At 69.5% G+C, this 26,157-nt stretch carries 27 protein-coding genes; 13 read left to right on the forward strand and 14 right to left on the reverse strand.

Translation table 11 applies throughout. The features are described from left to right. Positions 1–111: 111 nt before the first annotated feature. Entirely contained in the window at positions 112–486 is a 375-nt protein-coding gene (locus V7D63_RS10100) for a hypothetical protein (protein WP_333592149.1), read from the reverse strand. Between the two features lie 17 nt (positions 487–503). Next, entirely contained in the window at positions 504–860 is a 357-nt protein-coding gene (locus tag V7D63_RS10105; RefSeq protein ID WP_333592150.1) for a hypothetical protein, read from the reverse strand. A gap of 130 nt (positions 861–990) precedes the next feature. Here V7D63_RS10105 and V7D63_RS10110 point away from each other — a divergent pair, with 130 nt between their 5' ends. Beyond that, entirely contained in the window at positions 991–1,767 is a 777-nt protein-coding gene (locus V7D63_RS10110; protein WP_333592151.1) for a HisA/HisF-related TIM barrel protein, read from the forward strand. A 96-nt stretch (positions 1,768–1,863) separates the two neighbouring features. Further along, positions 1,864–3,567 carry a hypothetical protein gene (locus V7D63_RS10115; protein ID WP_333592152.1) on the forward strand — a complete coding sequence of 568 codons (1,704 nt, stop codon included), beginning with the start codon at positions 1,864–1,866 and terminating at the stop codon, positions 3,565–3,567. Between the two features lie 6 nt (positions 3,568–3,573). On the opposite strand, the gene V7D63_RS10120 is transcribed toward V7D63_RS10115, so the two are convergent. The 3 genes from V7D63_RS10120 to V7D63_RS10130 form a co-directional block, all read right to left on the reverse strand. Further along, complete coding sequence (locus V7D63_RS10120; protein ID WP_333592153.1) at positions 3,574–4,389, reverse strand: DsbA family protein; 816 nt, start codon at positions 4,387–4,389, stop codon at positions 3,574–3,576. A 12-nt stretch (positions 4,390–4,401) separates the two neighbouring features. Beyond that, the gene (locus V7D63_RS10125) at positions 4,402–5,811 is read right to left on the reverse strand and encodes a M48 family metalloprotease (protein WP_333592154.1); all 1,410 of its coding nucleotides are present in this window, start codon (positions 5,809–5,811) and stop codon (positions 4,402–4,404) included. 196 nt (positions 5,812–6,007) lie between these two features. Continuing rightward, the gene (locus tag V7D63_RS10130) at positions 6,008–8,593 is read right to left on the reverse strand and encodes an Rne/Rng family ribonuclease (protein ID WP_333592155.1); all 2,586 of its coding nucleotides are present in this window, start codon (positions 8,591–8,593) and stop codon (positions 6,008–6,010) included. A 492-nt stretch (positions 8,594–9,085) separates the two neighbouring features. Between V7D63_RS10130 and V7D63_RS10135 the strand changes: the two genes are divergently transcribed. Continuing rightward, positions 9,086–10,273, forward strand: a complete 1,188-nt coding sequence (locus tag V7D63_RS10135; protein WP_442882134.1) for an N-acetylmuramoyl-L-alanine amidase family protein — start codon at positions 9,086–9,088, stop codon at positions 10,271–10,273. Positions 10,274–10,277: 4 nt separating this feature from the next. Here the strand turns inward: V7D63_RS10135 and V7D63_RS10140 are convergent, their stop codons facing one another. Beyond that, positions 10,278–10,940 (reverse strand): J domain-containing protein, encoded by a 663-nt coding sequence (locus V7D63_RS10140; RefSeq protein ID WP_333592157.1) that lies wholly within the window; start codon positions 10,938–10,940, stop codon positions 10,278–10,280. A gap of 45 nt (positions 10,941–10,985) precedes the next feature. Here V7D63_RS10140 and V7D63_RS10145 point away from each other — a divergent pair, with 45 nt between their 5' ends. The 5 genes from V7D63_RS10145 (at position 10,986) to V7D63_RS10165 (ending at position 17,369) form a co-directional block, all read left to right on the forward strand. Continuing rightward, positions 10,986–11,282 (forward strand): BolA family protein, encoded by a 297-nt coding sequence (locus tag V7D63_RS10145; RefSeq protein ID WP_333592158.1) that lies wholly within the window; start codon positions 10,986–10,988, stop codon positions 11,280–11,282. A 91-nt stretch (positions 11,283–11,373) separates the two neighbouring features. Then, positions 11,374–13,191 (forward strand): ATP-binding protein, encoded by a 1,818-nt coding sequence (locus tag V7D63_RS10150; RefSeq protein WP_333592159.1) that lies wholly within the window; start codon positions 11,374–11,376, stop codon positions 13,189–13,191. 315 nt (positions 13,192–13,506) lie between these two features. Then, on the forward strand, positions 13,507–14,409 hold the full coding sequence (locus V7D63_RS10155) for a mechanosensitive ion channel family protein (protein ID WP_333592160.1): 903 nt from the start codon (positions 13,507–13,509) through the stop codon (positions 14,407–14,409). A gap of 2 nt (positions 14,410–14,411) precedes the next feature. Then, positions 14,412–15,428 carry a threonine aldolase family protein gene (locus tag V7D63_RS10160; RefSeq protein ID WP_333592161.1) on the forward strand — a complete coding sequence of 339 codons (1,017 nt, stop codon included), beginning with the start codon at positions 14,412–14,414 and terminating at the stop codon, positions 15,426–15,428. 120 nt (positions 15,429–15,548) lie between these two features. After that, the gene (locus V7D63_RS10165; RefSeq protein ID WP_333592162.1) at positions 15,549–17,369 is read left to right on the forward strand and encodes an ABCB family ABC transporter ATP-binding protein/permease; all 1,821 of its coding nucleotides are present in this window, start codon (positions 15,549–15,551) and stop codon (positions 17,367–17,369) included. Here V7D63_RS10165 and V7D63_RS10170 read toward each other — a convergent pair. The 6 genes from V7D63_RS10170 to V7D63_RS10190 form a co-directional block, all read right to left on the reverse strand. Then, positions 17,366–17,833, reverse strand: a complete 468-nt coding sequence (locus V7D63_RS10170; RefSeq protein WP_333592163.1) for a chemotaxis protein CheE — start codon at positions 17,831–17,833, stop codon at positions 17,366–17,368. The genes V7D63_RS10165 and V7D63_RS10170 overlap by 4 nt on opposite strands. Then, positions 17,830–18,417: a response regulator gene (locus V7D63_RS10175; protein ID WP_333592164.1), complete on the reverse strand. Its 588-nt coding sequence runs from the start codon at positions 18,415–18,417 to the stop codon at positions 17,830–17,832. The genes V7D63_RS10170 and V7D63_RS10175 overlap by 4 nt, the downstream gene beginning before the upstream one ends. 67 nt (positions 18,418–18,484) lie before the next feature. Then, positions 18,485–19,435 (reverse strand): acetyl-CoA carboxylase carboxyltransferase subunit alpha, encoded by a 951-nt coding sequence (locus tag V7D63_RS10180; RefSeq protein WP_333592165.1) that lies wholly within the window; start codon positions 19,433–19,435, stop codon positions 18,485–18,487. A gap of 82 nt (positions 19,436–19,517) precedes the next feature. Next, on the reverse strand, positions 19,518–19,709 hold the full coding sequence (locus tag V7D63_RS13455; RefSeq protein ID WP_442882133.1) for a type II toxin-antitoxin system HicA family toxin: 192 nt from the start codon (positions 19,707–19,709) through the stop codon (positions 19,518–19,520). After that, positions 19,709–19,930 carry a DUF1902 domain-containing protein gene (locus tag V7D63_RS10185; RefSeq protein WP_333592166.1) on the reverse strand — a complete coding sequence of 74 codons (222 nt, stop codon included), beginning with the start codon at positions 19,928–19,930 and terminating at the stop codon, positions 19,709–19,711. Before V7D63_RS10185 ends, V7D63_RS13455 begins: the two co-directional genes overlap by 1 nt. 17 nt (positions 19,931–19,947) lie before the next feature. Continuing rightward, the gene (locus V7D63_RS10190) at positions 19,948–20,844 is read right to left on the reverse strand and encodes a tyrosine recombinase (protein WP_333592167.1); all 897 of its coding nucleotides are present in this window, start codon (positions 20,842–20,844) and stop codon (positions 19,948–19,950) included. Between the two features lie 92 nt (positions 20,845–20,936). On the opposite strand from V7D63_RS10190, the gene V7D63_RS10195 reads away from it, so the two are divergent. From V7D63_RS10195 to V7D63_RS10205, 3 genes are read left to right on the forward strand one after another with little or no spacing between them, the layout of a single operon-like run. Next, a complete protein-coding gene (locus tag V7D63_RS10195; protein WP_333592168.1) occupies positions 20,937–21,509 on the forward strand; it encodes a shikimate kinase in 573 nt (190 codons plus the stop codon). After that, positions 21,506–22,609, forward strand: coding sequence for a 3-dehydroquinate synthase (gene aroB / locus V7D63_RS10200; RefSeq protein WP_333592169.1), 1,104 nt, complete (start codon positions 21,506–21,508; stop codon positions 22,607–22,609). The genes V7D63_RS10195 and aroB overlap by 4 nt, the downstream gene beginning before the upstream one ends. After that, positions 22,606–23,193 carry a GNAT family N-acetyltransferase gene (locus tag V7D63_RS10205; RefSeq protein WP_333592170.1) on the forward strand — a complete coding sequence of 196 codons (588 nt, stop codon included), beginning with the start codon at positions 22,606–22,608 and terminating at the stop codon, positions 23,191–23,193. The genes aroB and V7D63_RS10205 overlap by 4 nt, the downstream gene beginning before the upstream one ends. Here the strand turns inward: V7D63_RS10205 and V7D63_RS10210 are convergent. Together V7D63_RS10210 and tadA are read right to left on the reverse strand one after the other, a co-directional pair. Beyond that, positions 23,190–23,600: an MliC family protein gene (locus V7D63_RS10210; protein WP_333592171.1), complete on the reverse strand. Its 411-nt coding sequence runs from the start codon at positions 23,598–23,600 to the stop codon at positions 23,190–23,192. The two genes, V7D63_RS10205 and V7D63_RS10210, sit on opposite strands and share 4 nt — an antisense overlap. Positions 23,601–23,606: 6 nt before the next feature. Continuing rightward, positions 23,607–24,068 (reverse strand): tRNA adenosine(34) deaminase TadA, encoded by a 462-nt coding sequence (gene tadA, locus V7D63_RS10215; RefSeq protein ID WP_333592174.1) that lies wholly within the window; start codon positions 24,066–24,068, stop codon positions 23,607–23,609. 12 nt (positions 24,069–24,080) lie between these two features. Here tadA and V7D63_RS10220 point away from each other — a divergent pair, with 12 nt between their 5' ends. Continuing rightward, positions 24,081–25,589 carry a pseudouridine synthase gene (locus tag V7D63_RS10220; RefSeq protein ID WP_333592172.1) on the forward strand — a complete coding sequence of 503 codons (1,509 nt, stop codon included), beginning with the start codon at positions 24,081–24,083 and terminating at the stop codon, positions 25,587–25,589. 3 nt (positions 25,590–25,592) lie between these two features. Next, positions 25,593–26,157, forward strand: a 565-nt coding sequence (rsmD, locus tag V7D63_RS10225) for a 16S rRNA (guanine(966)-N(2))-methyltransferase RsmD (protein WP_333592173.1), incomplete at its 3' end; no start/stop codon positions are given.

Here is a 26,157-nt window from a genome sequence, read left to right on the forward strand (position 1 = left end):
GTGTCGCCGCCGTTTAGGCGCGGACAAGCTTGCGCGTCAGTTCGGCGTCGCTTTTGCGCAGATCGGTCGTTTGACGGATCGACTGTCGCGGAACTGTCCGATGCGGACGGTTTAGCGCGCCGAGGCGGCGGGCATGGGCGTGACGCGGCCCTCGACGCAGACCTCGCCGATGCGGCGCGAGACGGCGCGGTCGCCTTCTTGTCGGGCGATGTGTCGGGCCTCTCCGCAACGGCCTTCGGCCACCAGCGGCGCCAGCCTGTCGATCAGCGCCTCGCGGGAGGTCGCCCGGCCGTAGGTTTCGCGTTGGCCCTCGATCACCTCATTGATGAGGCGGTTGTGGAAGTCCGTGGACGTGCCGCCCTGCGCCAGATTCGTGTCGTAGCGCGGTATCGGCCGGTTGAGATTGGGTCCGGGCGTCTGGGCGACGGCGGGCATCGACGCGGCGGTCAGGCCGACGATCATGATCAACGAAGCAGTTCGACGCATGTTCGACTCTCCTCGGTTCAGGACGGGGCCGGGATGGGGGTGGGGCGGCCTTCGACGCAGACTTCGCCGATGCGGCGCGAGACGGCGCGGTCGCCTTCCTGGCGGGCCAGTTGACGCGCCTCGTTGCAGCGCCCCTGGGCCACCAGCGGCGCGATGCGCTCGATCAGCAGCTCCTGCGGCGTCGGCTCCTGATTTTGATCACGCTCAAGGGCGTTGGTCGCCAGGCGGCGCTGATAGTCTCCGGCCGAACCGCCGAGGCGCAGGCTGTTGTTGACCTGGGGCACGCGCGGCGGCGACGGATTGCCCGGCGTCTGGGCCGAGGCGATGGGCGCGATCAGCAAAGCGGCCGCAGAGAAGACGGTGATCAGACGCATGACGACGAACCCTCCAGCTTTACCGATACGCTACTCCACCCTTGCGGGAATGCAAGGAACGTCGGTCGTTGGAACGACGGCGCCGTACAGGGCTTTCGCCCGGCCCGGCCTGGGCCTAAACCCCTGTCGCATGAGCACCATCGACACCTGGACCGTCGCCGGTCGGACCTTCGGCTCGCGCCTGATCGTGGGCACCGGAAAATACGCCGACTACGCCCAGAACGCCGCCGCGGCCGAGGCCGCCGGGGCCGAAATCGTCACCGTGGCCCTGCGCCGGGTGAATCTGAGCGACCCGACCCAGCCCATGCTGGTGGACCATGTGAAGCCGGATCGGTTCACCTTCCTACCCAACACCGCCGGTTGCTTCACCGGCGAGGACGCGGTGCGGACCTTGCGCCTGGCGCGCGAGGCGGGCGGTTGGAGCCTGGTCAAGCTGGAGGTGCTGTCGGACACGCCGCACCTGTATCCCGACATGATCGAGACGCTGCGGGCGCTGGACATGCTGGTCAAGGACGGCTTCGACGTCATGGTCTATTGCACCGACGACGTGGTCATGGCCAAGCGGCTGGAAGAGGCGGGCGCCGCCGCCATCATGCCCGCCGCCAGCCCGATCGGCTCGGGCCTGGGCATTCAGAACCGGGTCAACATCCGGCTGATCGTCGAACAGGCCAAGGTGCCGGTCCTGGTCGACGCCGGGGTGGGCACGGCCTCGGACGCGACGGTCGCCATGGAGCTGGGCTGCGACGCCGTGATCGCCAACACCGCCATCGCGGCGGCCAAGGACCCCATCGGCATGGCCCGCGCCATGAAGCACGCAGTGATCGCGGGACGCGAGGCCTATCTGGCGGGCCGGATGCCCAAACGCCTGTACGCCAGCGCCTCGTCGCCGCTCAGCGGATTGATCTGACGACGCATTACGATTCCGGCGCGGCGTCGCGGCGTCGCGGCGGGGTTGGCGAACGGTGCTCCGTGGGCGATGGTGCCTGCGGGAGGCTTCATCATCATGCGCAACACCCTGCTTGCGGCCAGCGCCCTGACGCTGAGCCTGATCGGCCCGGCGGCCGTGGCCGACGCGACCCTGGACGCGGCCATGCTGGCCTTGCTCCAGAACCCGCCCATCTGCGGCGAGGCGGGGGCGGCCGATCCCGTGGACCCCGTGGCCTCGATGGTGATGGTCGACGGCTTCGGAACCGGCGGCTTTCCGATCGACACGGCCAATCCCGAGGCCCAGGCCTGGTTCAACCATGGTGTGCGGCTGCGCTGGGCGTTCGAGCATTCGGAATCGGTGCGCGCCTTCCGCAAGGCTCAGTTGCTCGATCCCAACTGTTCGATGTGCGTCTGGGGCGAGGCCTGGGCCATCGGGCCGAACCTGAACGGCGGCGGCAATGACGCCCAGTCCCTGGCCACGGCCCTGACCCAGGCTAAGAAGGCGCGCCGCCTGGCCCGCCACGCCACGCCGATGCAACGGCAGATGATCGACGCCCTGATCCAGCGTTACTCGGGCAAGGAGGCGAGCCGAGCCACCCGTTTCGCCCGCGCCATGGACCGGATCGCCACGCGTCATCCCGATGACGTGACGGTGGCGGCCATCACCTCTGACGCCTGGATGCTGGAAGCCGACGACTGGTGGACGCCCGAGGGCGAGGCGGCCGATCCCGGCATCACCCGCGCCATGGGCCTGTTGGAGCACGCCCTGTCGGTGAACCCGAACGATCCGGGCGCCATCCACCTGTACATCCACCTGACCGAATGGTCGGACGATCCGCACAAGGCCATTCCCTATGGCGAGCGGCTGGCGGCCCTGGCGCCGGGGGCCAGCCACCTGGTGCACATGCCGTCGCACACCTTCTATCGGGTCGGCCGGTACAAGGACGCCATGATGTCCAACGTCAACGCCGTGGCCCTGGACCGGCGCTATGACCAGTTGGCGCGGCCCCAGGGCGGCGTGCGCGGCATGCCGCTGCATCCGCACAACATCCATTTCGGCATGGGCGGCGCCCTGATGGCCGGCGGGTCCGAGCAGGGGATCAAGCTGGCCGACTGGTTCCTGGAGACCTATGCCGACATTCCGGCCCAGAACATCTGGCGTCAGGCCCAGGCCCACAACGCCTACGCCATCTACGGCCGCTTCGCCGACCAGGCCAAGATCGACAGCCTGGTCGAGCCGGACGCCGCCCGGCCGATGATGCGGATCTCGTGGCGCTATGCGCGCGGCGAGGCGGCGGCGCGGCGCGGCGACGCGGCGGCCGTGCGGGCCGAGGCCGAGGGGATCAAGACCCTGCGCGAGGGCATGACGCCGCCGCCGGGCCGCATGGGCCAGATGCAGGCCGGCTTCACCGAACTGGCCCAGCGCGTGCTGGAAGGCCGTGCGGCCATGCTGGAAGGCAACGCCCAGGCCGCCGTCGCCGCCTTCACCCGCGCGGCCCAGATCCAGGCCGGAGACGACGGCCAGGAGGGCGGCGATCCGCCCGCCATCTGGTATCCGATGCGGCGCAGTCTGGCCGCCGCCATGCTGATGGGCGGTGACGCGGCGGGCGCTCGCGCCAAGGTGCAGGAGCTGCTGAAGGACTGGCCCAGCGATCCCTACAGCCTGTTTGTCTTGGCCGAGGCCGAGGCGGCGTTGGGCAATGCCGAAGCCGCCGCCGACGCCCGCCGCAAGGCCCAGGTCGAATGGGTCGGCGGGGCGATGGACCTGAAACTGGCCTGACGGATATCAGGCCGCCGGGGCCGTCGTTCTGTGCGGCGCCTCGGCGGGCGTGGATTTCGCCGCCTCGATCATGCGGCCGACCTCGGCCGGGTCGATCGACGTCGTGGTCTTGCCGTTGATGAAGAAGGTCGGGGTGCCGACCAGATGCAGGGCGCCGGCGGTGGTGTGGATGTCGGTCAGGTGGCGCGTGGTCTCGGGCGCGTTGATCACCGCCTCGGCCCGGGCCAGATCGACGCCGTTGGCGGCCAGAATGCGCTGGATGGCCGTCTCGTCCAGGGCCGGTTCGCGCAACAGGGCCTCATAGACCGCCAGATATTTGCCCTGCTGATGCGCGGCCAGGGCGGCGCGGGCGGCCAGTTGCGAGATCGGCTCGCCCTGGCGGTCCAGGATCGGCCAGTCCTTGAAGACGAAACGCACCTCAGGGTGGGCGCGCATCAGGCGCAGGAAGTCGGGCGTCACCGCCTTGCACCCCGGACAACGGAAGTCGAAGAACTCGATCACCGTCACCTTGGCGTCGGCGGGACCGAAGGCCGGGTCGCGCGGATCGGGCGCCAACAGGCCCGGATTGGCGGCGACGGCGGCGTTGATCGCCTCGACGCGCTGATTGTCTTCGCGCGCCTGGCGGGCCTGGACCATCTCTTCCAGCAGTTCCGGGTGCGACAGCAGATAGGCGCGCACCCGCCCGTCCATGGCGCCGAACCAGGGCGCGGCCGCCAGCCCCAGGGCGGCGACGGACAGGGCCAGGGCGGCGACGCCGACCCTGGGGTCGGACATCCAGCCGTGCGAACGGGGGGGCGAGGGGGGCGTGGTGTCGTCGGTCATTCGATCCGTGGGTCAGGGAACGGGTTGGAAGTCGCCGTCGGACTGACGGCGCTGGCGGCGCTCTAGGTCGTCCAGGTCGTCCTGGGTGGCGCCGGAGGCAAAGACGATGTCCATCGCCCGGCGATACTCGGGCGTGTTCTGGGTCAGCATGTCGCGCGCGCGCAGGGCGAACTGGGTCGCCTGACGGGTGTCGCCGACGGCGTAGTACATTTCGGCCGAGGCCAGGCGCGCCTCGCCCTCCTTGCCCTGGCGGTCATAGGCCTGGCCCAGCAGGCGCCAGGCCATGGTGTTGTCGTGCTCCAGGGCCGTGGCGCGTTTCAACTGATCGACGGCGGCGTCCAGGTTGGCGGGATCGCCGCTTTCCAGCAGGGCGTGGGCCAGGTTGATCCGCAACAGGGGGGCGTCTGGCTTCAACTCCACCGACCGCTGATGGGCGCCGATGGCCTCGGCCGGGCGGCCCTCCTCGAACAGGATCTGGCCCTTCAACTCCCAGAAGTAGGGGTTTTCAGGGTCCCCCTGCATCAGGGCGTCGACGGCGGCCAGGGCCTTGTCGGTCTGGCCGTCGCGATACCAGGCGATGGCGCGGGCGTAGCGGGCCGGAAGGCTGACGTCCGTCTCGGGGTATTCGCGCAGAGTGGCGTTCGGATGGTCCATGAAGCCGTGGATCTTGGCCAGGATCAGGGCGTGCTGGGCCATGCGTTCGGGGCTGTCGACGTGATTGTAGTTGGCCGCCGCCTCGGCCGGACGGCGCAGCGCCTCGATGCGTTGCGACGACAGGGGATGGCTGCGGAAATAGGGATAGCGGCGGGCGTCCGAGAAGACTTCCTGAGAGCGGAAATTCTCGAAGAATTCGACCAGGCCGCGCCCGGATTCCCCGGCGGCGTCCATGCCGCGCAGGGCGGTGATGTCGGCTTCGCCTTCCTGGCCCTGCATGTATTTGAGCGCGCTGATGGTCCCGAACATCTGGCTGGAGCCGATCAGCAGGGCGCCCGCGTCCGGCGCCCCGGCGGCTACGGCCAGGGCGCCCAGGGCCATGGTCATCCAGAAGGGCTGGGCCGCCGCCGCCTGGGCGCCGTCGCGCATCGGGTGGCGGTTCTTCACGTGCCCAGCCTCGTGGGCGATGACGCCCAGAAGCTGGTTCGGCGTCGTGGTGCGCAGGATCAGGCCCGTGTTGACCCCCATGATCCGCCCGCGCGTGGCGAAGGCGTTCAGGTCTGAATCGTTGATCAGCAACAGCTCGACGTCCTGGGGGTTCAGCCCCATGGCGACGAACACCGGGTCCGACCAGTCGCGGATGATGCCCTCGATCTCGGTGTCCCGGATGATGCTCTGGGCCGAGGCGGGCGCGGCGAAGGCCAGGGCGGCGGCCACGCCCGCCAGCGGCGCGAGCCAGCGGGAGCGGACGCGGGACAGCCAGGACATGGCGAACTCCTTTGCGACTGCCCCCGCCTAGGCAAGACCGAAATCGGTTGAGCCGGACGTCGTCCAATCCAGTTCAGATTTCGGTCCAGCATAAGCCCTGGAGCCTGATTCACGACATCGGCGGAAACGCGAAAGCGTTTTCACCGATGCCGATCAGGCTAGGCGCGAACCTAAGGCCTCTTAATGGCCGTCGCCACTATTTGCGGCCCCACCAGCCGCGCTTGGGCTTGACCGGAGGCGCGGCGATCTGGGTCGGATCATTGGCGATGATCGCGGCCAGGTCGGCTTCCGGCTCGGGCGCGGGCGTCGGCTCCGCCAGGACGACGGGTTCCGGTTCCGGCTCAGGCTCGGGTTCGGGAGCGACGTCCAGAACCACCGGCTCGCCCTGGGTCTCGACCTCGTTCGGCTCGACGGTCGCGGGTGCGTCCGAGGCCTCGGTGGCCGAGGCCGACGCCTTGCGGCGCACGCGGCGGCGCTTGGGTTCGGCCGGGACGGCGGGCGTTTCGGCCGTCTCGTCGGGGATCGTCACCGCGGGGGGCGTGTCGGGCGAGCCGTCCGGCGGCATGCCCTCATTGGTGGCGCGGGCCTCGACCTTGACCTCATGGCCCAGGCCGCCGCGGCCCCGGCCGCGACGCCGACGCCGACGGCCGCCTTCGCGTTCCGCGCCGATCTCGCCTTCGGGGCGCTCGCCCAGGGATTCCTCGGCGTCGCGGGCCGGGGCCTCGCCGCGCGCGGGGCGTTCCGGGTTCAGCGGGTCGAACCAGACATAGGGGTCTTCCAGAGACGGCGTGCGGGCGCGGACCCAGCCATAGACGTCGCGATCGCCGTCCTCGCGGACGCGACGACCGCCGCGACGGCCGCGACGGCGGCGACGGCCGCCATCGGAATCATCGTCGTCGTCTTCGGCTTGGACGATCGGAGCCTCGTCGCCTTCATCGGGCCGTCCGCCGCGACGGCGCCGACGCCTGCGGCCGCGACCGTCGCCTTCGGCCTGTTCCAGACGCGCTCGTCCGATGTCGTCGTCGTCGTCCTCGCCGTCGAGTTCGGCTTCATCCTCGTCGTCGAGGATGTCGTCGTCGTCTTCATCGGCGTCGTCTTCGTCGGACCAGGCGGCGTCGTCATAGCCGTCGTCGATGTCGGTCGGATCGGCGGCCGTTTCGGGCGGGGTGAAGTCTTCGTTGGTCTCGGTGCGCTCCAGGGCGTGTTCGCCCTGGGCCAGGGTGTCGTCGATCTGGATGACGACGTTCAGGCCCCGGCGCTCCAGCAGCCGCTGAAGATAGTCGCGCTTGTGGTTCAGGATGTAGAGAGCCACCGCCGTGGGCAGGCGCAGGGTCACCGAACCAGCCCCGTTCTTGCCCGCTTCGATATCGACGGCGCGCAGGGTCATCAGCGCGGCGCTCTCGGCCGAACGGATGCGTCCGGCGCCCTGGCAGTGCGGACAGACCTCGGTGGCGCCCTCGATCACGCCCAGGCGGCGGCGCTGACGGCTGATCTCCATCAGGCCGAAGCCGGAGATCTTGCCCATCTGGATGCGCGCGCGGTCGCGGGCCAGGGCGTCCTTCAGCACCTTTTCGACGGCGCGATTGTTCTTGGACTCCTCCATGTCGATGAAGTCGATGACGATCAGGCCAGCCAGGTCGCGCAGGCGCAACTGGCGCGCCGCCTCGACGGCGGCCTCCATGTTCGTCTTATAGGCCGTCTGCTCGACGTTCCGCTCCTTGGTGGCGCGGCCCGAGTTGACGTCGATGGCCACCAAGGCCTCGGTCTGGTTGATGACCAGATAGCCGCCCGACTTCAGCGGCACGACTGGCTGGTGAATCTGGCCCAGCATCTCTTCCAGGCCGTTGGCCGCGAAGAGGGGACGCGACCCCTGGTACAGATGAATCTTCTTGGCCTGCGAGGGCATCAGCACGCGCATGAAGTCGCGGGCCTGTTTGAAGCCTTCGACGCCCTCGACCTGGATGCCGTCGAACTCCTTGTCGTACATGTCGCGCACGGCGCGGCGGACCAGGTTCTCCTCCTCGTAGATCATCGAGGGGGCGTGCGAGCGCAGGGTGGTCTCGCGGATCGTCTCCCACAGGCGCAGCAGATATTCGTAGTCGCGCTTGATCTCGGCCTTGGTGCGCTTGGCGCCCGCCGTGCGGATGATCAGGCCCATGCCCTTGGGCACCTTCAGGGCCGCCGCCGCCGCCTTCAGGCGCTTGCGGTCGGTGGCGCTGGTGATCTTGCGCGAAATGCCGCCGCCCTTGCCGGTGTTGGGCATCAGCACGCAGTAGCGGCCGGCCAGCGACAGCCAGGTGGTCAGGGCCGCGCCCTTGCCGCCGCGCTCGTCCTTGACGACCTGCACCAGCAGGATCTGACGGCGTTTGATGACGTCCTGGATCTTGTAGCGACGCATCAGGCGGCGCTTCAGCCGCTCTTCGTCCGCCAGCTTGCCTTCGGAATCGCCCTCGTCGTCCGAGGACTCGCGGCCCAGATCATCCTCGTGATCCTCGTCGCTGTCCGCCTCGGCCATGATGGCTTCGCGGTCGGCGACCGGGATCTGATAATAGTCGGGGTGGATTTCGTTGAAGGCCAGGAAGCCGTGGCGGTTGCCGCCGTATTCGACGAAGGCGGCTTGCAGGCTGGGTTCTACGCGGGTGACCTTGGCGAGGTAGATGTTGCCGCGAAGCTGGCGCCGCGCCTTGGATTCGAAGTCGAATTCCTCAAGCTGGCGGCCGTCCACGATGGCGACGCGGGTTTCTTCCGCGTGCGCCGCATCGATAAGCATGGTCTTGGACATCAAGGGTCTCTCTCTGGCGCGCCAGGGCCGAAGACCAGGGATGCATCCTCTGGACGGGGGCGGCTCGCCGAATGGGATTGGGGACCGTGACGCGCGTCATCCCTCCGCCGATGGCGGAAGCGGCTCGATTGAGCGGGGTGGGAGCGCAGGCGATCAGGCCCATGGGTTTCGTTCGATCTTGGCCTCGGACGCGAACGTTCGCGACGGTCGGGCCGGTCGTTGAACCGCCGGGCGGACCCGGTCGATTCTCGGATAGGTGAATACGTCTGCTCCACGAGGAGGGCGCGTCCGAACCCATGAACGGGGGACGCGATCATTTCGCGTGCGGACAAAGCATAGGGATCGCGTCGCCAAATTGAAAGCGTTCCGGTCTTAACCCAATGCAAGGACTGATCTGCCAGCATGCCCGCTCATAGTGTGATGGTGGGCGCCGTAAGAATGTACGGTCACTGGGTTTCCAGCCTCCGAAAGTGGGGCGTGCGCGAGTGGACGATGACGGCGATGGCCTTCGTCGTGATTTGCGCTGTGCTGATGACGGCTGGGCGCGGCCTGGCCTCGGGCGCCTCGGGCGAGGTGCTGGCCGTGCGCTTCGGCGGCGACGGCGACCGGACCCGGGTGGTGGTCGATCTGGAGCGCTCGGCGCGCGGCTCGGTGATCGAGGACGGAGCCGAAGGCCGGGTGACGTTGGCCCTGGCGGGCGTGGCGTCGGGCCGGGGCCTGAACGGCGACGGTTCGGGCCTGGTCAGCGGCTATCGTGTGGCGGCGGGGTCAGGCGCCTCACGCGTGCAGTTGGAGCTGGCCAAGACCGCCGAGATCGAACGTCGTTTCCTGCTGCCGCCCGGCGACGGCGTGCGCCACTATCGTTACGTCATCGACCTGAAAGCCAAGTCCGGGACCGCCGCCGTCGCACCGCGTGCGGGCGCCTCCATGCCTGCGCCGCGCCGCGCGCCGCGCCGGGCCGACCGGCCCCTGATCGTCATCGACGCCGGGCACGGCGGCCATGATCCGGGCGCCAGCGGGGTCCATTCGCGCGAAAGCGCCGTGACCCTGGCCGCCGCCATGCAGTTGAAATCCGAGCTGGAGCGCACGGGCCGCTATCGCGTGCGGATGACGCGCGACAGCAATGTCTATGTCGGCCTGTATCGCCGGGTGCAGATCGCCCGGGACGCCGAGGCCGACCTGTTCATCTCGCTTCACGCCGACGCCGGGGCCGATCCGGCCACGCGCGGGGCCAGCGTCTACACCCTGTCGGAACAGGGCGCCGGTCGGGCGGTGCGCGAGTTCACCCGGGGCGACAACTGGCACCGCGCATTGAACCTGCCGGGACGTGATCCGTCGGTGGACCGCATCCTGTTGGACATGACCCAGCGCGTCACTCAGAACCGCTCAGCCCAGTTCGCGCGCACGCTTTTGACCCATCTGGAGGCCGCCGAGCGGGTGTTGCTGCGTCGCAGCCATCGCGACGCGGGTCTGGCCGTCCTGTTGGCCCCCGACGTGCCGGCGGTGCTGTTGGAGATGGGCTTCATCACCAATCCCGAAGACGAGCGGGATCTGAACGATGAACGCGCGCGTCGTCGCATGATGCGGGCCGTGGCCGAAGGCATCGACCGCTATTTCACCCAGCCGGGCGAAGGCTTGCAGATGGCCTCGGCGGCGAACATGACCAGCGGCCAGCCCTGAGGCTTCAGGCCATTCCCGACTTCTTCAGCGTCTTCCAAGCCTTGATCACGCGCTGAAGCTTGGCCTCGGCGCCGCGGTCGCCGCCGTTGGTGTCGGGGTGACAGCGTTTCAGCAGGTCGTGATAGCGGGCCTTGATGTCCGCCTTGGTCGCGCCCGGCTCCAGATCCAGATCGGCCAGGGCCGTGCGTTCCAGCTTGCCGACGCGCGGGCCGGCGTCGGCCGCGCCCTTGGCCTGGGCCTCGCCGCGACGGCCGAACAGACCGAAGCTGTCGCGCCACGACCCGGTTCCCGAATTGGCGGCCGTGCCGAATTTGGCGGCGAAGGCGGCGGCCTCGCGCGTGAATTTCCCGGCCTTCATCTCCCAGGTCGGGCGGCCGCCGGTCATGGCCTCGTTCTCCTGCATGGCGCGGATCTCGCCCTCGCTCATGCCGGAATAGAAGTTCCAGCCCTTGTTGTACTCGGCCGCATGGCCCTGACAGAAGTCGTAGAAGTCGTTCAGCCGTTCGCGGGACTTGGGCGCGCGAGCGGTGGCGGCGCGCGAGCAGTCCGGCCACTGGCACGGGACCTCGCCGGGCTTCAGACGCAGGACGTCCTCGGCCTGCTCCTCGCCGGGCGGGCGGATGCGCATGTCCTTGAAGCGCGGTTTGTACTGGAATGACGCCGACATCACCCCAAGTGTAGGGTCGAATTGGTCACCATCAAGGAAGCGAACGTGTCTGAAGGTCCTGTCGCGCGGGAAATCCGCAGAAAGTTGTCGGAAAGCTTCGCTCCCACGCGTCTGGAGATCGAGGATGACAGCGCCCGCCACGCCGGACACCACCACGAAGGCGGGATCGACGGGCGGCCGGGCGGAGAGAGCCACATCAATCTGACAATCGTGTCGGGAGCCTTCCAGGGGCTGAACCGCGTGGCTCGTCAAAGGGCGGTGACCGCGGCTTTGAAGGCCGAACTGGCCGGGCCGGTCCACGCCTTGTCGATCCGCGCCCTGACGCCGGATGAGGACGTCTAGAGGCGTCCGCCGCGACGGTCGCCATTCACCTCGTCTTAGAAGGTTGCCCCTAACGTAAGCCCTGGTTGTAATGGATCGCGGGGCGGGGGGCATGGTCGGTTCTGACGGGGTCGACAAGGGGCTGGCCATCGGACAGCGTCCGGGCGAGGCCGCTCAGGCTCTGACCGCCATCCTGCAAACCCAGTATCTGCGCTACATCATCATCTTCACCTGGTCGATCGGCCTGTTCGCCGTGGTCGGCTGGAACACCGCCCTGACCTGGTTCGTGGCGACGCTGAGCGCGGGCGCGTTGCGCGGCGCCTTCGAGCGTCGTCTGAGCGGCCGCGTGGGCGCCGGCTGGGGGCTGGTCTTCCCGGCGGTCGCCACGGTCACCACCGCCGTCTGGGCCGCCGCGCCCTTGATCTCCTGGTTCTCGGGCCATCCGTTCGGCCAGGAGCTGGCGGTGGCCCTGTTGATCTCGGGCCATGTGCTGGTCTTCACCCAACTGCGCAGTTCGCCGCGCCAGGCCATGGTGATCTCTTCGCCCTATAGCCTGGCGGCGGTGATCATCCTGGCCAGCCTGTGGGGCGGGCCGCTGTTCTGGCCCTTTATCGCCCTAGTGCCGTTCACGGCCGCCGGCCTGTTCGTCCTGGTCATGATGACCATGCTGCGCGAGCAACGCATCCGCGCCTTTCAGGAGCACCAGGCCCATCTGATCGAGGAGCTGGAGAGCGCCCGCGACAAGGCCAATGCGGCCTCGGAGGCCAAGTCCAGCTTCCTGGGCGTCATCTCGCACGAGCTGCGCACGCCGATGAACGGCGTCCTGGGCGCGGCCCAGTTGATGAGCGCGACCCGGCTGGAGGCGACGCAACGCGAATATCTGTCGATCATCCGCAACTCGGGCGACAATCTGCTCAGCCTGCTGAACGACATCCTCGACATGACCAAGATCGAGGCCGGCAAGATGACCTTCGAGGTCGTCGACGTGAACGTCGATGAGTTGAACCGTCGTGTGACCGGCCCGTTCGAGGCCCAGGCCGAATCCAAGGGCCTGACCTTCGTCTCCGAGTTCCAGGGCGAAATCCCGGCCGTGGTGCGCGGCGATCCGCTGCGTGTCTGTCAGGTGCTGCACAATCTGCTGTCCAACGCCGTCAAATTCACCGACGCGGGCCAGGTGCGTTACGATGTGGCCGCCCGGCGCATCAGCGACACGCGCGCCTGTTTCGACTTCCGCGTCACCGACAGCGGCTCGGGCATCGCGCCTCGGGATCTGGAGCGCCTGTTCCAGCCCTTCACCCAGGTCGACGCCTCTTCGACGCGGCGGTTCGGCGGCACGGGCCTGGGTCTGACCATCGCCCGGCGCATGGCCAACATCATGGGCGGCGACATCACCGTGCAGTCGACCCTGGGAGAAGGCTCGGTCTTCACCCTGACGCTTGAGGCCGAGGTGGTGGAGTGGGCGCCGGTCCAGGCCGCCGAGGTCATCGACGCCGTGGTCGAGGGCGGCGAGCGGCTGAATGTGTTGGTGGTCGAGGACCATCCGGTGAACCGCATGATCCTGGAGGCCTGGATGGGTTCGGCTGGCCATTCGATCACCGCGGCCGAAAACGGTCTGCTGGCCGTCGAAGCCGCCGCGACCCAGCGGTTCGACCTGATCATCATGGACGTGAACATGCCGGTGATGGACGGCCTGACCGCCACGCGGATGATCCGTGACGCGGACGGCCCGAACCAGGGCACGCCGGTCGTCGTGTTGTCGGCCTCGGCCCGCAGCGAGGACCACCAGGCGGGGCTGGACGCGGGCGCAGACGCCTATCTGAACAAACCGATCGACTTCGCCGCCCTGGCTGGGCTGATGGGGCGGGTCGGCGGCGGGCGCGAGGCCCTGCGGACGGCGGCGGAACAAGGCCAGAATGCGGTGGCGGCCTGAACCTGACCCGAACCGCGCCGTTCAGGCGCGTGTCACATCCCATACTCCAATCTGACCGGGCGGATCGTTCGGTCAGCGGCCGGGGAACGTGCGTCGTCGTAGCCAGCGGCGTGCGGACCCCGGCCCATTCCGATCTCTGACCGAACATCGGCGGGCGCCCCGAAGGCCGACCTTCGGGGCGCTTTTCGTTCGCGATCGGCCGGATAGGCGGGACCTGGACGAATGGGACCGGATGTGGCCGCGAGACCATCTGAATTCGATGTGAATTCAGCGCGCCGGGGTTCCAATCCAGGCCCGAAGCGTTAGACCCGCCTCATGACCGAACTGCCGAACTCACTGACCACGGCGCTCGCGGCCGGAGAAAAGGCCGTGACCATCGACGCCGCCATGATCCCCAAGCTGATCGACATGGCGGGCGATTTCGCGATCAACCTGTCGATCGCGCTGATCATCCTGGTCGTCACCGTCGTCGCCTCGCGCTGGGCGTCGGGCGCGACGCGTCGGGCGTTGGGCCGTATGCGCGGCTTCCGCCAGGACCCGACCGTGCTCAGCTTCGCCGCCCAGGTGGTGCGCGTCGTGGTCCTGGTCATCGGCCTGATCGCCGTGCTGCAACGGCTGGGGGTGCAGACCACCTCGATCATCGCCGTGCTGGGCGCGGCCTCTCTGGCGGTCGGCCTGGCGTTGCAGGGCACGCTGTCGAACGTGGCGGCGGGGGTGATGCTGCTGGTGCTGCGCCCCTATCGCGTCGGCGAGGTGATCGACCTGAACGGCGCCTCGGGCACGGTGCAGCGGCTGGACCTGTTCACCACCACCCTGTCGAACGCCAACAACCACAAGATCACCGTGCCGAACTCCAAGGTGTTGAGCGACGTCATCATCAATCTGACGGGCCAGAAGACGCGGCGGATCGAGATCAATTTCACCGTCGGCTACGGCGTCGATCTGAACCAGGCGCGGGCCGTCCTGGCGCATGTGGCCCAAGCGCATGACAAGGTGCTGGACGATCCGACGCCGTGGACCGGCGTCACCGGCCTGTTGGACAGCGCGGTGCGGATCACCCTGCACGCCTGGGTCAAGGCCGAGGATTGGTGGCAGACCCAGGCCGACCTGATGCAGTCCGGCAAGGAGGCGCTGGACGCCGCCGGGATCGAGATTCCCTTCCCGCATCAGGTCGAGGTGCCCTTCGGCGGCGTTCAGCCCAAGGCCGGGGGGAACTGATCGTGCGTTACGACTTCAGCTCCGACAACACCACGGGCATGGCGCCCGTGGCCGTGCAGGGCCTGATCGCGGCCAACAGCGGCGCCGTCGCGGCCTATGGCAGGGATGAGATCACCGAACGCGCGGCGGACCAGATCCGCCGTCGCCTGGACGCCGATGTCGAGGTGCGGTTCGTGTTCTCAGGCACGGCGGGCAACGCCATCGCCCTGTCGATGCTGGCCTGGCCGTTCGAGGCGGTGCTGGCCCATCACGCGGCCCATGTCTGCACCGACGAGTGCGGCGCGCCCGGTTTCTTCGGCCAGGGCGTGGGGTTGATCGGCCTGCCGGGCTTTTCGGGCAAGATCGACCCCAGGGCGCTGAACGCCGCGCTGGCGGAGCCGGACATCGCCCATCGCCAGCCGCCGGCGGCGCTCAGCCTGACCCAGTGCACCGAATACGGCACGGTCTATACGGTCGACGAACTGCGCCATCTGATCGAGCCGGTGAAGGCGCGCGGCATGGGCGTGCACATGGACGGCGCGCGCCTGGCCAATGCGGCGGCGGCGGGATTCGACCTGACGCAGATCGCCCGGCTGGGCGTCGACCTGCTGGTGTTCGGCGGGGCCAAGGCGGGCGCCAACTGCGTCGAGGCCCTGGTCATGTTCGACAAGAGCCTGGCCCGGCGCATCGACAACCGGCTGAAACAGGCGGGCCAGACGGCGTCCAAGGGCCGCTTCCTGGCCGGGCCGATGCTGGGCCTGTTGGAGAGCGAGAGCTGGGAGACCGGCGCCGCCCACGCCAACCGCATGGCCCTACGCCTGGCTGAAGGGATCGCCACCCGCTCGCCCTATGTCCTGGCCCACCCGGTCGAGGCCAACGCCGTTTTCGTGCGGATGCCGGAAAAGGCCCATGCGCGGCTGAGCGCGGCGGGCTGGGCCTGTTACCGTTTCGATGACGGCTCGGTGCGTTTCGTCTGCTCTTGGGCCACGACCGAAGAGGTTGTGGATGAGATCGTCGCGGTGATCGCCGGCCTGGGATGAGGCCTTTCGCCGCGTCGTCCGCGCCGCCATATGCGACGCATGGCGATGAGAGGCGAACGATCCGCTAGGCGGCACGGCGACACGACGGCGCCCGCGGCTCGCGGCAAGACCGATGAGACGATGACCGGGATGTCCGGCGGCTGGCGCGCGCTGGCCGATCTGGCGGGGATCGTCGGGCGCTCGGGCGCGCCGCAACTGCCGTGGCGAGTGACGGGCGCCGTCCTGTTGACCCTGGCGGGCAAGGGACTGGGCGTGCTGGCGCCGCTGGTGCTGGGCGCGGCGGTCAACAGGCTGGCGGCGGGGCAGGGGGCGGCCGTAAGTCTGACTGCCGGTTTCGCCGCCTTCGCGGCCGGTTGGGCCTTGGTGCGGTTCCTGTCGTCGGCGGCGCCGCAGGTGTCGGACGTGGTCTTCGCCCCGGTGCGGCAGGCGGCCATGCGCCGCGCGGGCGCCGAGACCTTCGGCCACGCGCTGAACCTGTCGCTGGATTTTCATCAGACCAAACGCTCCGGCAGCCTGTCGCGCACCGTCGAGCGCGGCTCGCGCGCCGTGGACTTTCTGTTGCGGGTCCTGGCCTTCAACCTGATCCCGACCGGGCTGGAGCTGGTGTTGGCGGCCGGGGTGCTGGCGGGCAAGTACGACTGGCGTTTCGGGGCCGTGGCGGTGGCCGTGGTGGCGATCTACGCCGCCTCGACCTTCGCCCTGTCCAACTGGCGGCTGGAGCATCGCCGCGTCATGAACGCCGCCGACAGCGAGGCCGCCGGCCAAGCGGTCGACGCCCTGCTGAACTATGAGACGGTCAAGGCGTTCGGGGCCGAAACACGGGCGGCGGCGGGCTATGACCGCGCCCTGGGCGTCTATGGCGAGGCGGCGCTGAAGGCCAACGCCTCTCTGGCCCTGCTGAACGTCATGCAGGCGGCGGTGATGAACATCGGCCTGGGCGTCATGGCGGTGATGGCGGGCTATGAGGCCATGGCCGGGCGGATGGGACCGGGCGACGTCATGGCGGCGGTGCTGATCATGATGTCCCTGTACGCCCCGCTGAACATCCTGGGCTTCGCCTATCGGGAAATCCGACAATCCTTCATCGACATGGAGGAAATGCTGAAGGTGACGCGTCAGGCGCCGCAAGTGGCCGACGCGGCCGACGCCGTCCCCCTGCCGCACGCGGTCGACGCGCGCGGCGCGGCGCTGAGTTTTGAACACGTCGGCTTCCGTCACGACGCGCGTTCGGCCGGGCTGGACGACGTCAGCTTCCATGCCGCGCCGGGCACGACCACGGCCCTGGTCGGGCCGTCGGGGGCGGGCAAGTCGACCATCGTCAAACTGGCCATGCGCCTGATCGACCCGCAGCAGGGGCGGGTGCTGATCGACGGCCTGGATCTGCGCGCCGTCACCCAGGTCTCGCTGCGCCAGTCGATCGCCCTGGTGCCCCAGGACGTGGCGCTGTTCAACGACAGCATCCGCGCCAACATCGCCTTCGCCCGGCCCGACGCCGACGAAACGGCGATCTGGGCGGCGGCCGAGGCGGCTGAACTGGCGACCTTCATCCGCGCCCTGCCCGAGGGGATGGAGACCCGCGTCGGCGAACGCGGCCTGAAACTGTCGGGCGGCGAACGCCAGAGGGTCGGCATCGCCCGCGCCCTGTTGGCCGACCCCTGCGTCCTGATCCTGGACGAGGCGACCAGCGCCCTGGACAGCCGCACCGAGGCCGCCATCCAGAAGACGCTGCGCAAGGCCCGGGCGGGCCGCACCACCCTGGTCGTCGCCCACCGCCTGTCGACAGTGGCCGACGCCGATCAGATCCTGGTGCTGAAGGACGGACGGGTCATCGAGCGCGGCGCACACCATGAACTGGTGGCCCGTGTCGGCGGCGAATACGCGGCCCTGTGGAAGAAACAGACGCGCGGCGCCCGCGGCCTGACGCCGGAACCGGCGAGTTAGACGCCCAGCCTGTGGGCCACAACTTTGCGCAGATGATCGGTCACGGCCGCGCGTTCGGCCGCGGCGTCGTCGGCCAGGCTCATCAACAGCCGCATGGACTGGGCGTGGACGGTGACGATGCGCCAGTCCAGCGCGCCGTCCTGGCCCGTGGCGTCCAGGATGTCGCACAGCCCCTTGGCCGCGGCGCACAGATCGCGCATCTCGAACATTCCGGCAGCGTCGATGATCTCGCTGGACAGACGATAGGCGTCGATGCGCGCGGGCAGGACCGCTTCAGGCGTGACCGGTTCGGCCAGGTTCGCCAGCGCCTCGACCCGCGCGCCGATGATCTCCAGCGCCCTGGGCTTCATGACGTCGAGATTGGCCTGGGCGCGGCGCTTGGCCATGCCGATGCTCAAGCCTCCGGCCTGATCGACCAGGGTCGAGAGGCGCGATTTGCGGGGAATGGTCCGAACCACGCTCATGAGGGGTCTCCGGCTTCAGGCGCTTGGGCCGCGCGTTCGGCCTCCATCTGGGCCAGCTTGATCTTGTCGGCGCGGCGTTCGGTTCCGTCCGGCGACTTGCCGTTTCTGAAGCGGCGATCCGGGCCGAAATAGTCGCCGACCTCCAGGAACGGCCGGCTGTCGCGCGCGGCCCAGACGATGCGTTCCAGCAAGGATGTGGCGCTGAACGGCTTGGTCAGCAGGAAGTTGGCGCCGCTGTCGCGCACCTTGGCGACCTTGTCCTTGCGCACATGGGCGCCGGTCATGATGACCGGGACGAAGGCGTTCGGGTCCAGCCCCGACCGGCGCAGCCAGTGCACCAGCTCCACGCCGTCGACGCCGGGCATCTCTACGTCGATGATCAACAGGTCGATGGTGTGCTCTTTCAGGATCTCCATCGCCTCGGGCGCGCTGTGGCACGGCCAACGCGTCTGGATGCCGAAACCCAGCAACGACTGCATCGTCAGTTCGAGCGAGAAGGGCGAATCGTCCACCACCATGGTGACGGCGCTGCCCAGATTGACCACGGCGCTGTCGCGCAGGCCTTCCAGCAGGGGGGTCAACATGCGGAAACTCGGCGCGGACGCGACATGGTGCGACCGTGCCCAATCAACGTGGACGCGAAGTTAACGCCTAGTCCAGGCGGCCGATGGCGTAGAAGCGGTCGGCGCGGACCCGGCGCTGCTGGTCGGGCGTCAGGCCGGACAGGGCCTCCAGCTCTTCGGCCAGAACGTCGCCGACGTTGGCGATGGCGGCCTCGCGGTCGGCGTGGGCGCCGCCGATCGGCTCTTCGATCAGGCGATCGACGATCTTCAGCTCCATCAGGTCGGGACCGGTGATCTTCATGGCCATGGCGGCGTCCTTGGCCCGCGCGCCGTCGCGCCACAGGATGCCGGCCGCGCCTTCCGGCGAGATCACCGAATAGATCGAATGCTCCAGCATCAGCACGCGGCTGGCCGCGGCGATGGCGATGGCCCCGCCCGATCCGCCTTCGCCGGTGATGGTGGCGATGGAGGGCACGCCCAGGGTCAGGCCGCGCTCGGTCGAGCGGGCGATGGCCTCGGCCTGGCCGCGCTCTTCGGCGCCCAGGCCCGGATAGGCCCCGGCGGTGTCGACGAAGGTCAGGACCGGCAGGCCGTACTGATCGGCCATGTCCATCAGACGCACCGCCTTGCGATAGCCCTCGGGCCGGGCCATGCCGAAATTATGGGTCAGGCGGGTGGCCGTGTCGTGGCCCTTTTCATGGCCCATGACCATGACCGGGCGCCCCCGGAAACGGGCCAGGCCGCCCAGGATGGCCTGGTCGTCGCCGAACTGACGGTCGCCGTGCAGTTCGGTGAAGTCGGTGAACAGGCCGTCGACATAGTCGACGAAATGGGGCCGCTGCGGATGGCGCGCGACCTGGGTCTTCATCCACGGATCGAGGTGGGCGTAGGTCTTCTTGCGAAGCTGCTCGGCCTTCTTGCGCAGGCCCTCGATCTCCGAATCGAACGATCCGGCCGTCGAGGACAGCAGATTCAGCTCCTCGATCTTGGCTTCCAGATCGGCGATCGGCTTTTCAAACTCGAGGTAGTGCGTGGCCATGAAGGCGTCCGGTCAACGGGCCAGGCGGCCCAACGGAAGGCGGCGGAACCTAGTGTCCCGAACGCCGTGGGGCAAGCGGGGTTCAGAAGGCCTTGGGCAGACCCGCCTGTTTGAGGATTTCGTTGGCCATATGACGAAGAGGCTTGCCGGGGATGGTGACGGTGGGGCGACCCTCGCATTTCCATCTTTCATGGCTGCCCTTTCCGCCGCCGACACGGACATAGCCTATATCCGCGAGCCTTCGGGTGAGGTCACGGTAGTAGTCCGAGACCACTAAGCGGCCTGGGTCAGGTGACGGATCGCTTCGAACCGAATGGTCGTCGGTTCGGTAATGCCGAGGTTTTCCGCCAGCAGGTCAGGCCCGAAATGTCGGATCAGATCCTGAAATTCCTCGAGCGTGTCGGCTTGGAGGACCAGTCCCGGAATATTGGATTCGCTGCACCAGACGCTGGCTTCGGCGTCCCAGATGGCTTTGACGTAAAAGGGCTGGGTCATCGCCCGAATATGCGCCCTCAGTCGTCGCGCGCCAAGGGATGCTTGTCCCGCACCACCGCGCTCAGCCGGTCGGTGGCGACGTGGGTGTAGATCTGGGTGGTGGCGATGTCGGCGTGGCCCAGCAGGGTCTGGACGACGCGCAGGTCGGCGCCCCCCTCCAGCAGATGGGTGGCGAAGGCGTGGCGCAGCACGTGGGGGCTGATCCGCGACGGGTCGATTCCGGCGTCGATGGCGGCCTGGTCCAGCATCTGGGCGAACCGGCGCGGCGTCAGATGGCCCGAGGCGCCGGACGAGGGAAACAGCCAGGGGCCGTCGGGCGTCTGGGGCTTGCGGGCGGCGTCGCGCGCGGTCAGCCAGGCGCGGACGGCCGTGCGCGCCGCCGCGTTCAGGGGCGCCAGCCGCTCCTTGCCGCCCTTGCCGCGCACGATCAGGTGGGTCGGGTCGCGCCTGACCGCTTCGGCCTTCAACGCCAGCAGTTCCGAAACCCGCAGCCCCGAGGCGTAGGACAGTTCGATCAGGGCCAGCAGGCGCGGTCCCGCCGCCCCTTCGCGCGCGGCCGCGGCGGCGATCAGCCGCTCGATCTCCTCGCGCGTCAGGGTCTTGGGCAGGGGGCGGCCCTGTTTCGGCGCGTCCAGCCGTCGCGAGGGGTCGTCGGCGCGCCAGCCCTCGGCCAGGGCGAAGCGATAGAATTGACGCACGGCCGAGCGCCTGCGCGCCGCCGTGGCCGCCGACAGGCCGCGCCGCGACAGATCGGCGAACCAGGTCTCGACGGCCCGCGAATCGGCGGTCATCAGCCCCCCCGCGCCGTCCTCGGCGTCAGCCAGATCGCGGGCATAGGCCGACAGGGTGTGGGGCGAGGCGTCGCGCTCGACCGCCATCATCTCCAGAAAGGCCTCGATCTGGGGCGTGCTCACGGCTGGCCTGCCGCAAGGCTTGGTGTAGAGGGTAGGGCGATCATGTCCGCCTGCGCCGCCAATCCGTTCAGTCTTCCGCCGCGAGCCGTCGCATGAGCGAGGCCGGGGACGCCGCGATTCCCGCGCCGCGCCTGACCATAGCCCTGGTCGGGCTGATGGGCGTGGGAAAATCGACCGTGGGGCGGCGACTGGCGCATCGGCTGACCATGCCCTTCATCGACGCCGACCATGAGATCGAGGAGGCGGCGGGCATGACCGTCGCCGACATCTTCTCGGCCCTGGGCGAGGCCGAGTTCCGGGCCGGAGAGGCGCGGGTGATGAAACGGCTGCTGGAAGGCCCGCCCATCGTCCTGGCCACCGGGGGCGGGGCCATGCTGAACCCCGACACCCGCGTTCTGCTGAAACGGCACGCCACCACGGTGTGGATGCGCGCCGACCTGGAGGTGGTGGCCGAGCGGGTGCAGCGCCGCGACACCCGGCCCCTGCTGCGCGGCCGCGATCCGCTGGAGACGCTGAAGACCCTGGCCGACGCCCGGTATCCGATCTACGCCGAGGCGGACCTGGTGGTCGATGTCGGCGGCGGTGCCCACGCCCAGGCGGTCGAGACCATCGTTCGCAGCCTGCGTCGCCACTGGGCCGACCGCGAGGCGAGGGCGGCGTCATGATCCGCATTCCAGTCAGCGGCGCGGGCTTTCAACCCTATGAGGTCCTGGTCGGTCGCGGCCTGACGCCGCGCCTCGGTGAACTGTGCGCGCCCTTCGCGCGCGGGCGCGTGGCCGTGGTCACGGACGAGACGGTCGCGGCCCTGCACGGCCCGGCCGTGCTGGCCGCGCTGGAGACCGTCGGGGTGAAGGCGCGGCTGATCGCCGTGCCGGCGGGCGAGGCGTCCAAGTCGTTCGCCGAGTTGGAGCGGGTGCTGGATCGGCTGTTGGCCGCCGGGCTGGACCGGTCGGACCTGGTCGTCGCCCTGGGCGGCGGCGTGGTCGGCGATCTGGCGGGACTGGCGGCGGCCCTGTTCATGCGCGGCATCGACTTCGTGCAGGTTCCGACGACCTTGCTGGCCCAGGTCGACAGTTCGGTGGGGGGCAAGACCGCCATCGACACCCCGCGCGGCAAGAATCTGGTCGGTGCCTTTCACCAGCCGCGTCTGGTCGTGGCCGATATCGACGCCCTGAGCACCCTGCCGCCGCGCCAGGTGCGCTCGGGCTGGGCCGAGGTGCTGAAACACGGGCTGATTTGCGACGCGGACCTGTTCGACTGGCTGGGCGGCGAGGGGGCGGCGGGCGCCGCGGGCGATCCGGCGGCGTTGCAGCGGGCCGTGGCGCGCTCGGTCGAGATCAAGGCCGAGGTGGTGGGTCAGGACGAGCGCGAATCGGGCCGCCGCGCCCTGCTGAACCTGGGCCACACCTTCGGCCATGCGCTGGAGGCCGAACTGGGCTTCGGCGACGCCTTGACGCACGGAGAGGCGGTGGCCCTGGGCTGCGCCATGGCGTTCCGCTTCTCGGCCGCGCAGGGATTGTGCACACCGGCGGACGCCGAACGCGCCGAGACCGGCATCGCGGCGGCGGGCCTGCCGACACGACTGGATCAGGCGGGCGGGTTCGCCGCCGACGCCCTGATGGCGCGGATGGCCGGGGACAAGAAGGCGACCGGCGGGCGGCTGACCCTGATCCTGGCGCACGGGATCGGCCAGGCCTTCGTGGCCAAGGACGTGGACCCGGAAACCCTGCGCGCCTTCCTGATCGCGGAAGGGGCGGCCGGGTGAGGCTGGATGTCCGGCCGTTGGAGAACCGCTGGGTGCGGTTGGAGCCGTTCACGCCCGCGCTGGAGCATGAGGCGCGCGCCGCCCTGGACTGTGATTCCGACGCCTGGGACGTCATGGTCGGCGCCGCCTACGGCCCGCATTTCGACGGCTGGTGGGCGTCGGCCCTGAAGGCGATGGAGGCGGGAACGCGCATCGCCTACGCCGTGCGGCGGCTGGACGACGGCGCGGTGGTGGGCACGTCCAGCCTGTATGAGATCAATCCGCCGTATCGCCGCTGCGAGATCGGCTCGACCTTCTATCGGCCCGAGGCGCGCGGTGGAGTGGTCAATCCGGCGTGCAAACGCCTGATGCTGGGCCACGCCTTCGACGCCGGTGCGGTGCGGGTCGAGATCGTCACCGACGCGATCAATCCGCGCAGCCAGGCGGCGATCCTGAAACTGGGCGCCAAGGCCGAAGGGGTGTTGAGGAAGCACAAGATCACCTGGACCGGCCGCCCGCGCGACACCGCCATGTTCGCCGTGCTGGACGAGGATTGGCCCGAGGTGCGCGATCGGCTGGACGCGCGGCTGGCCGCGTTCGCCTAGTCCACCGCCCGGCAGTCGGTCGGCCGACGGCCCTGGGCGGACCAGGACGCCATGGCTCCGCGCCCGCGCAGCTCATAGCCCGAGGCGCGGTACCAGATGCCGTCGGCGGCGCGCGCCTGATACAGGTCCACCGCCTCACCCTTGGCGTTTCGCACCGTCGCCATCTGGCGCGGATTGTCGAAGTCGACCGTCAGGCGTTCGCCGTCGTTACAGATATAAACGGCGCGGATGACGCGGTTCATGGCGCGGTCCTGCACCTCGGCGCCGGTGCGGCGGCGGGCGGTCTGGGCCTCGATGGCGCGCTGTTTCACCGATTCGCCGTCGGTGGGCGCCGGACCCGGTCCCTGTCCGCAGGCGGCCAGACCGGCCAGGCCCAGGACGGCGAGGGTGATCGGGAGGTGTCTCATAGGCCTCTAACGTGACGCCGACGCGCCCGTTCCGCTTCGACGCTGACGGAAAAAGGCTTTCAGCCTCTCGGCCGCCGCCTCGGCCTCGACGCCGCCCTGGACGGCGGGTCTCCAGTGGCAGGTCGGCTGATCGAACACCTTGGGGCCGTGGATCACGCCGCCGCCCTTGGGATCGTCGGCGCCCCAGACGACACGGCCGATGCGGGCGTGGCTGATGGCCCCGGCGCACATGGCGCACGGCTCCAGCGTCACATAGAGGGTCAGGTCGGGCAGGCGATAATTCCGCCGCGCCAGGGCCGCCGCGCGCAGGGCCTGGATCTCGGCGTGGGCGGTCGGGTCATGGCCGGAAATCGGGGCGTTGAAGCCGGTGGCGACGACCTCATTCGTGGCCGGATCGACCACGACGGCGCCCACGGGCACCTCTCCGGCGTCCGCCGCCGCTTGCGCAAGGTCCAGCGCCATGCGCATGAACCGCCGATCATGGTCCGTCATACCTCCGACAACGACAAGAAGCCCCGCCCGCGTCAAGCCGACGGCGAGCGCGGTCCCCGCAAATCCGACGCCGGCGGCATCCGCGGCAAGCGCTATTCCGCCGACAAGCCGGGCGGAAAGCCCGGCGCCAAGGGCGGCAAGGACGCCAAGGCCCCGGTCGAACCCAAGCGCACCGAACGCATCGCCAAGGCCATGGCCCGCGCGGGCATCGCCTCGCGCCGCGAGGTCGAGCGGCTGATCGGCCTGGGCAAGGTGGCGGTGAACGGCCGCATCCTGGACACGCCCGCCACCCTGGTGACGCGCGACGACGTCATCACCGTGGACGGCAAGCCGATCGGCTCGGCCCAGGCCACGCGCGTCTGGCGCTATCACAAGCCGGCCGGTCTTCTGACCAGCCACAACGATCCGGCGGGCCGCCCGACGGTGTTCGACGCCTTGCCGGCGGGCCTGCCGCGCGTGATCTCGGTCGGCCGTCTCGACCTGGCGACCGAGGGCCTGCTGCTGCTGACCAACGACGGCGAGCTGAGCCGGGCGCTGGAGCTGCCGACCACGGCCCTGGTGCGCCAGTACCGCGCCCGCGCCCACGGCCGGGTGACGCAGGAGAAGCTGGACACGCTGAAGGACGGGATCACGGTCGACGACGTCCGCTACGGTCCCATCGAGGCCAAGCTGGACAAGGCCAAGGAGACGGGCGGAGACGAGGGGCGGACGTCCGCCAATCTGTGGATCAGCGTCTCGATCACCGAGGGCAAGAACCGCGAGGTCCGCAAGGTGCTGGAGCATCTGGGTCTGCGCGTGAACCGGCTGATCCGTCTGGCCTATGGCCCGTTCCAACTGGGGACCCTGCCGGTCAATGCGGTGGAGGAGGTCGGGCCTCGAGTGATCCGCGAACTGCTGGCCGAACACATTCGGCCCGAGAACCTGCCGACCGGCAATACGGTCGAGACGCCCGCGCCGATCCCCGGCCGTCGCCCGTCGGGACCGGTGGTGCGCGGCAAGTCCGGCTCGGCCCTGTCGGACCCGTCCAGAAAGCCCAGCCGCGTCCGCGCCGCCGAGGCGGCCCAGGAAGACGCGGTCGCGCGTCGCGAACGTCCGGCTCGGAAGCCCGACGGCTGGGCCAAGGCCAAGCCGAAGTTCGAACATCCGAAACGCGACTTCAAACCCCGCGCCCGGCCTGAGGGGGCTGAAGGCGAGGGCGGCGACCGGCCCAAACGCCCGTTCAAGCCGCGCGAGGACAAGATCATCGGTCCCAAGTCCGACACCTGGGCGCGCGACGGCAAGCCGGGCGCTCGCTCGGGACCCAAGCGCGACTTCAAACCGCGCGACGGCGCCCCGCGTTCAACCTCGGACGGCCCGCGCAAGGGTCCGGGCGGCGGCTTCGCCAAGGGACCGCGCGACGGCAAACCCGGCGGCGGCTTCGGCGGCAAGCCCGGCGGCCGTCCCAATGGTGGCCCGGGCGGCGGCGGCAAGCCGCGCGGGCCGCGCTCTGGCGGCTGATCCATGCGCATCGTCGCCGGATCGCTGAAGGGCCGCGCCATCGTCGCGCCCGAGGGGCAGGGCACGCGCCCGACCTCGGATCGCGCGCGCCAGGCGATCTTCAACGTTCTGGAGCACGCCGCCTGGGGCGAGCCGCTGGAGGGGATGCGGGTCATCGACCTGTACGCCGGCTCCGGCGCCCTGGGGTTCGAGGCGATCAGCCGGGGCGCGGCCTTCGGCCTGTTCGTCGAGACCGACGACGAGGCGCGCGGCGCCATCCGCGAGAACGCCGACGCCTATGGCCTGATGGGCCGCACGCGGGTGCATCGACGCAGCGCCGTCGACCTGGGCGCGCGGCCGGGTCCCGTCGCCGAGGCCTTCGACCTGGCCTTTCTGGACCCGCCCTATGGCAAGGGATTGGGCGAACAGACGCTGGTGAAGCTGTTGGACGGCCTGTGGCTGAAGCCCGGCGCCCTGGTGGTGTTCGAGCGCGGCTCGGACGAGCCTGAGATCGACACGCCCGGCTACGAACGACTGGACGCGCGCGACTATGGCGCCGCGCGCGTCCTTTTCCTGCGGGTTCTACCAA

This window comes from Brevundimonas sp. (assembly GCF_036732845.1).
In the GTDB taxonomy this organism is placed as follows: domain Bacteria; phylum Pseudomonadota; class Alphaproteobacteria; order Caulobacterales; family Caulobacteraceae; genus Brevundimonas.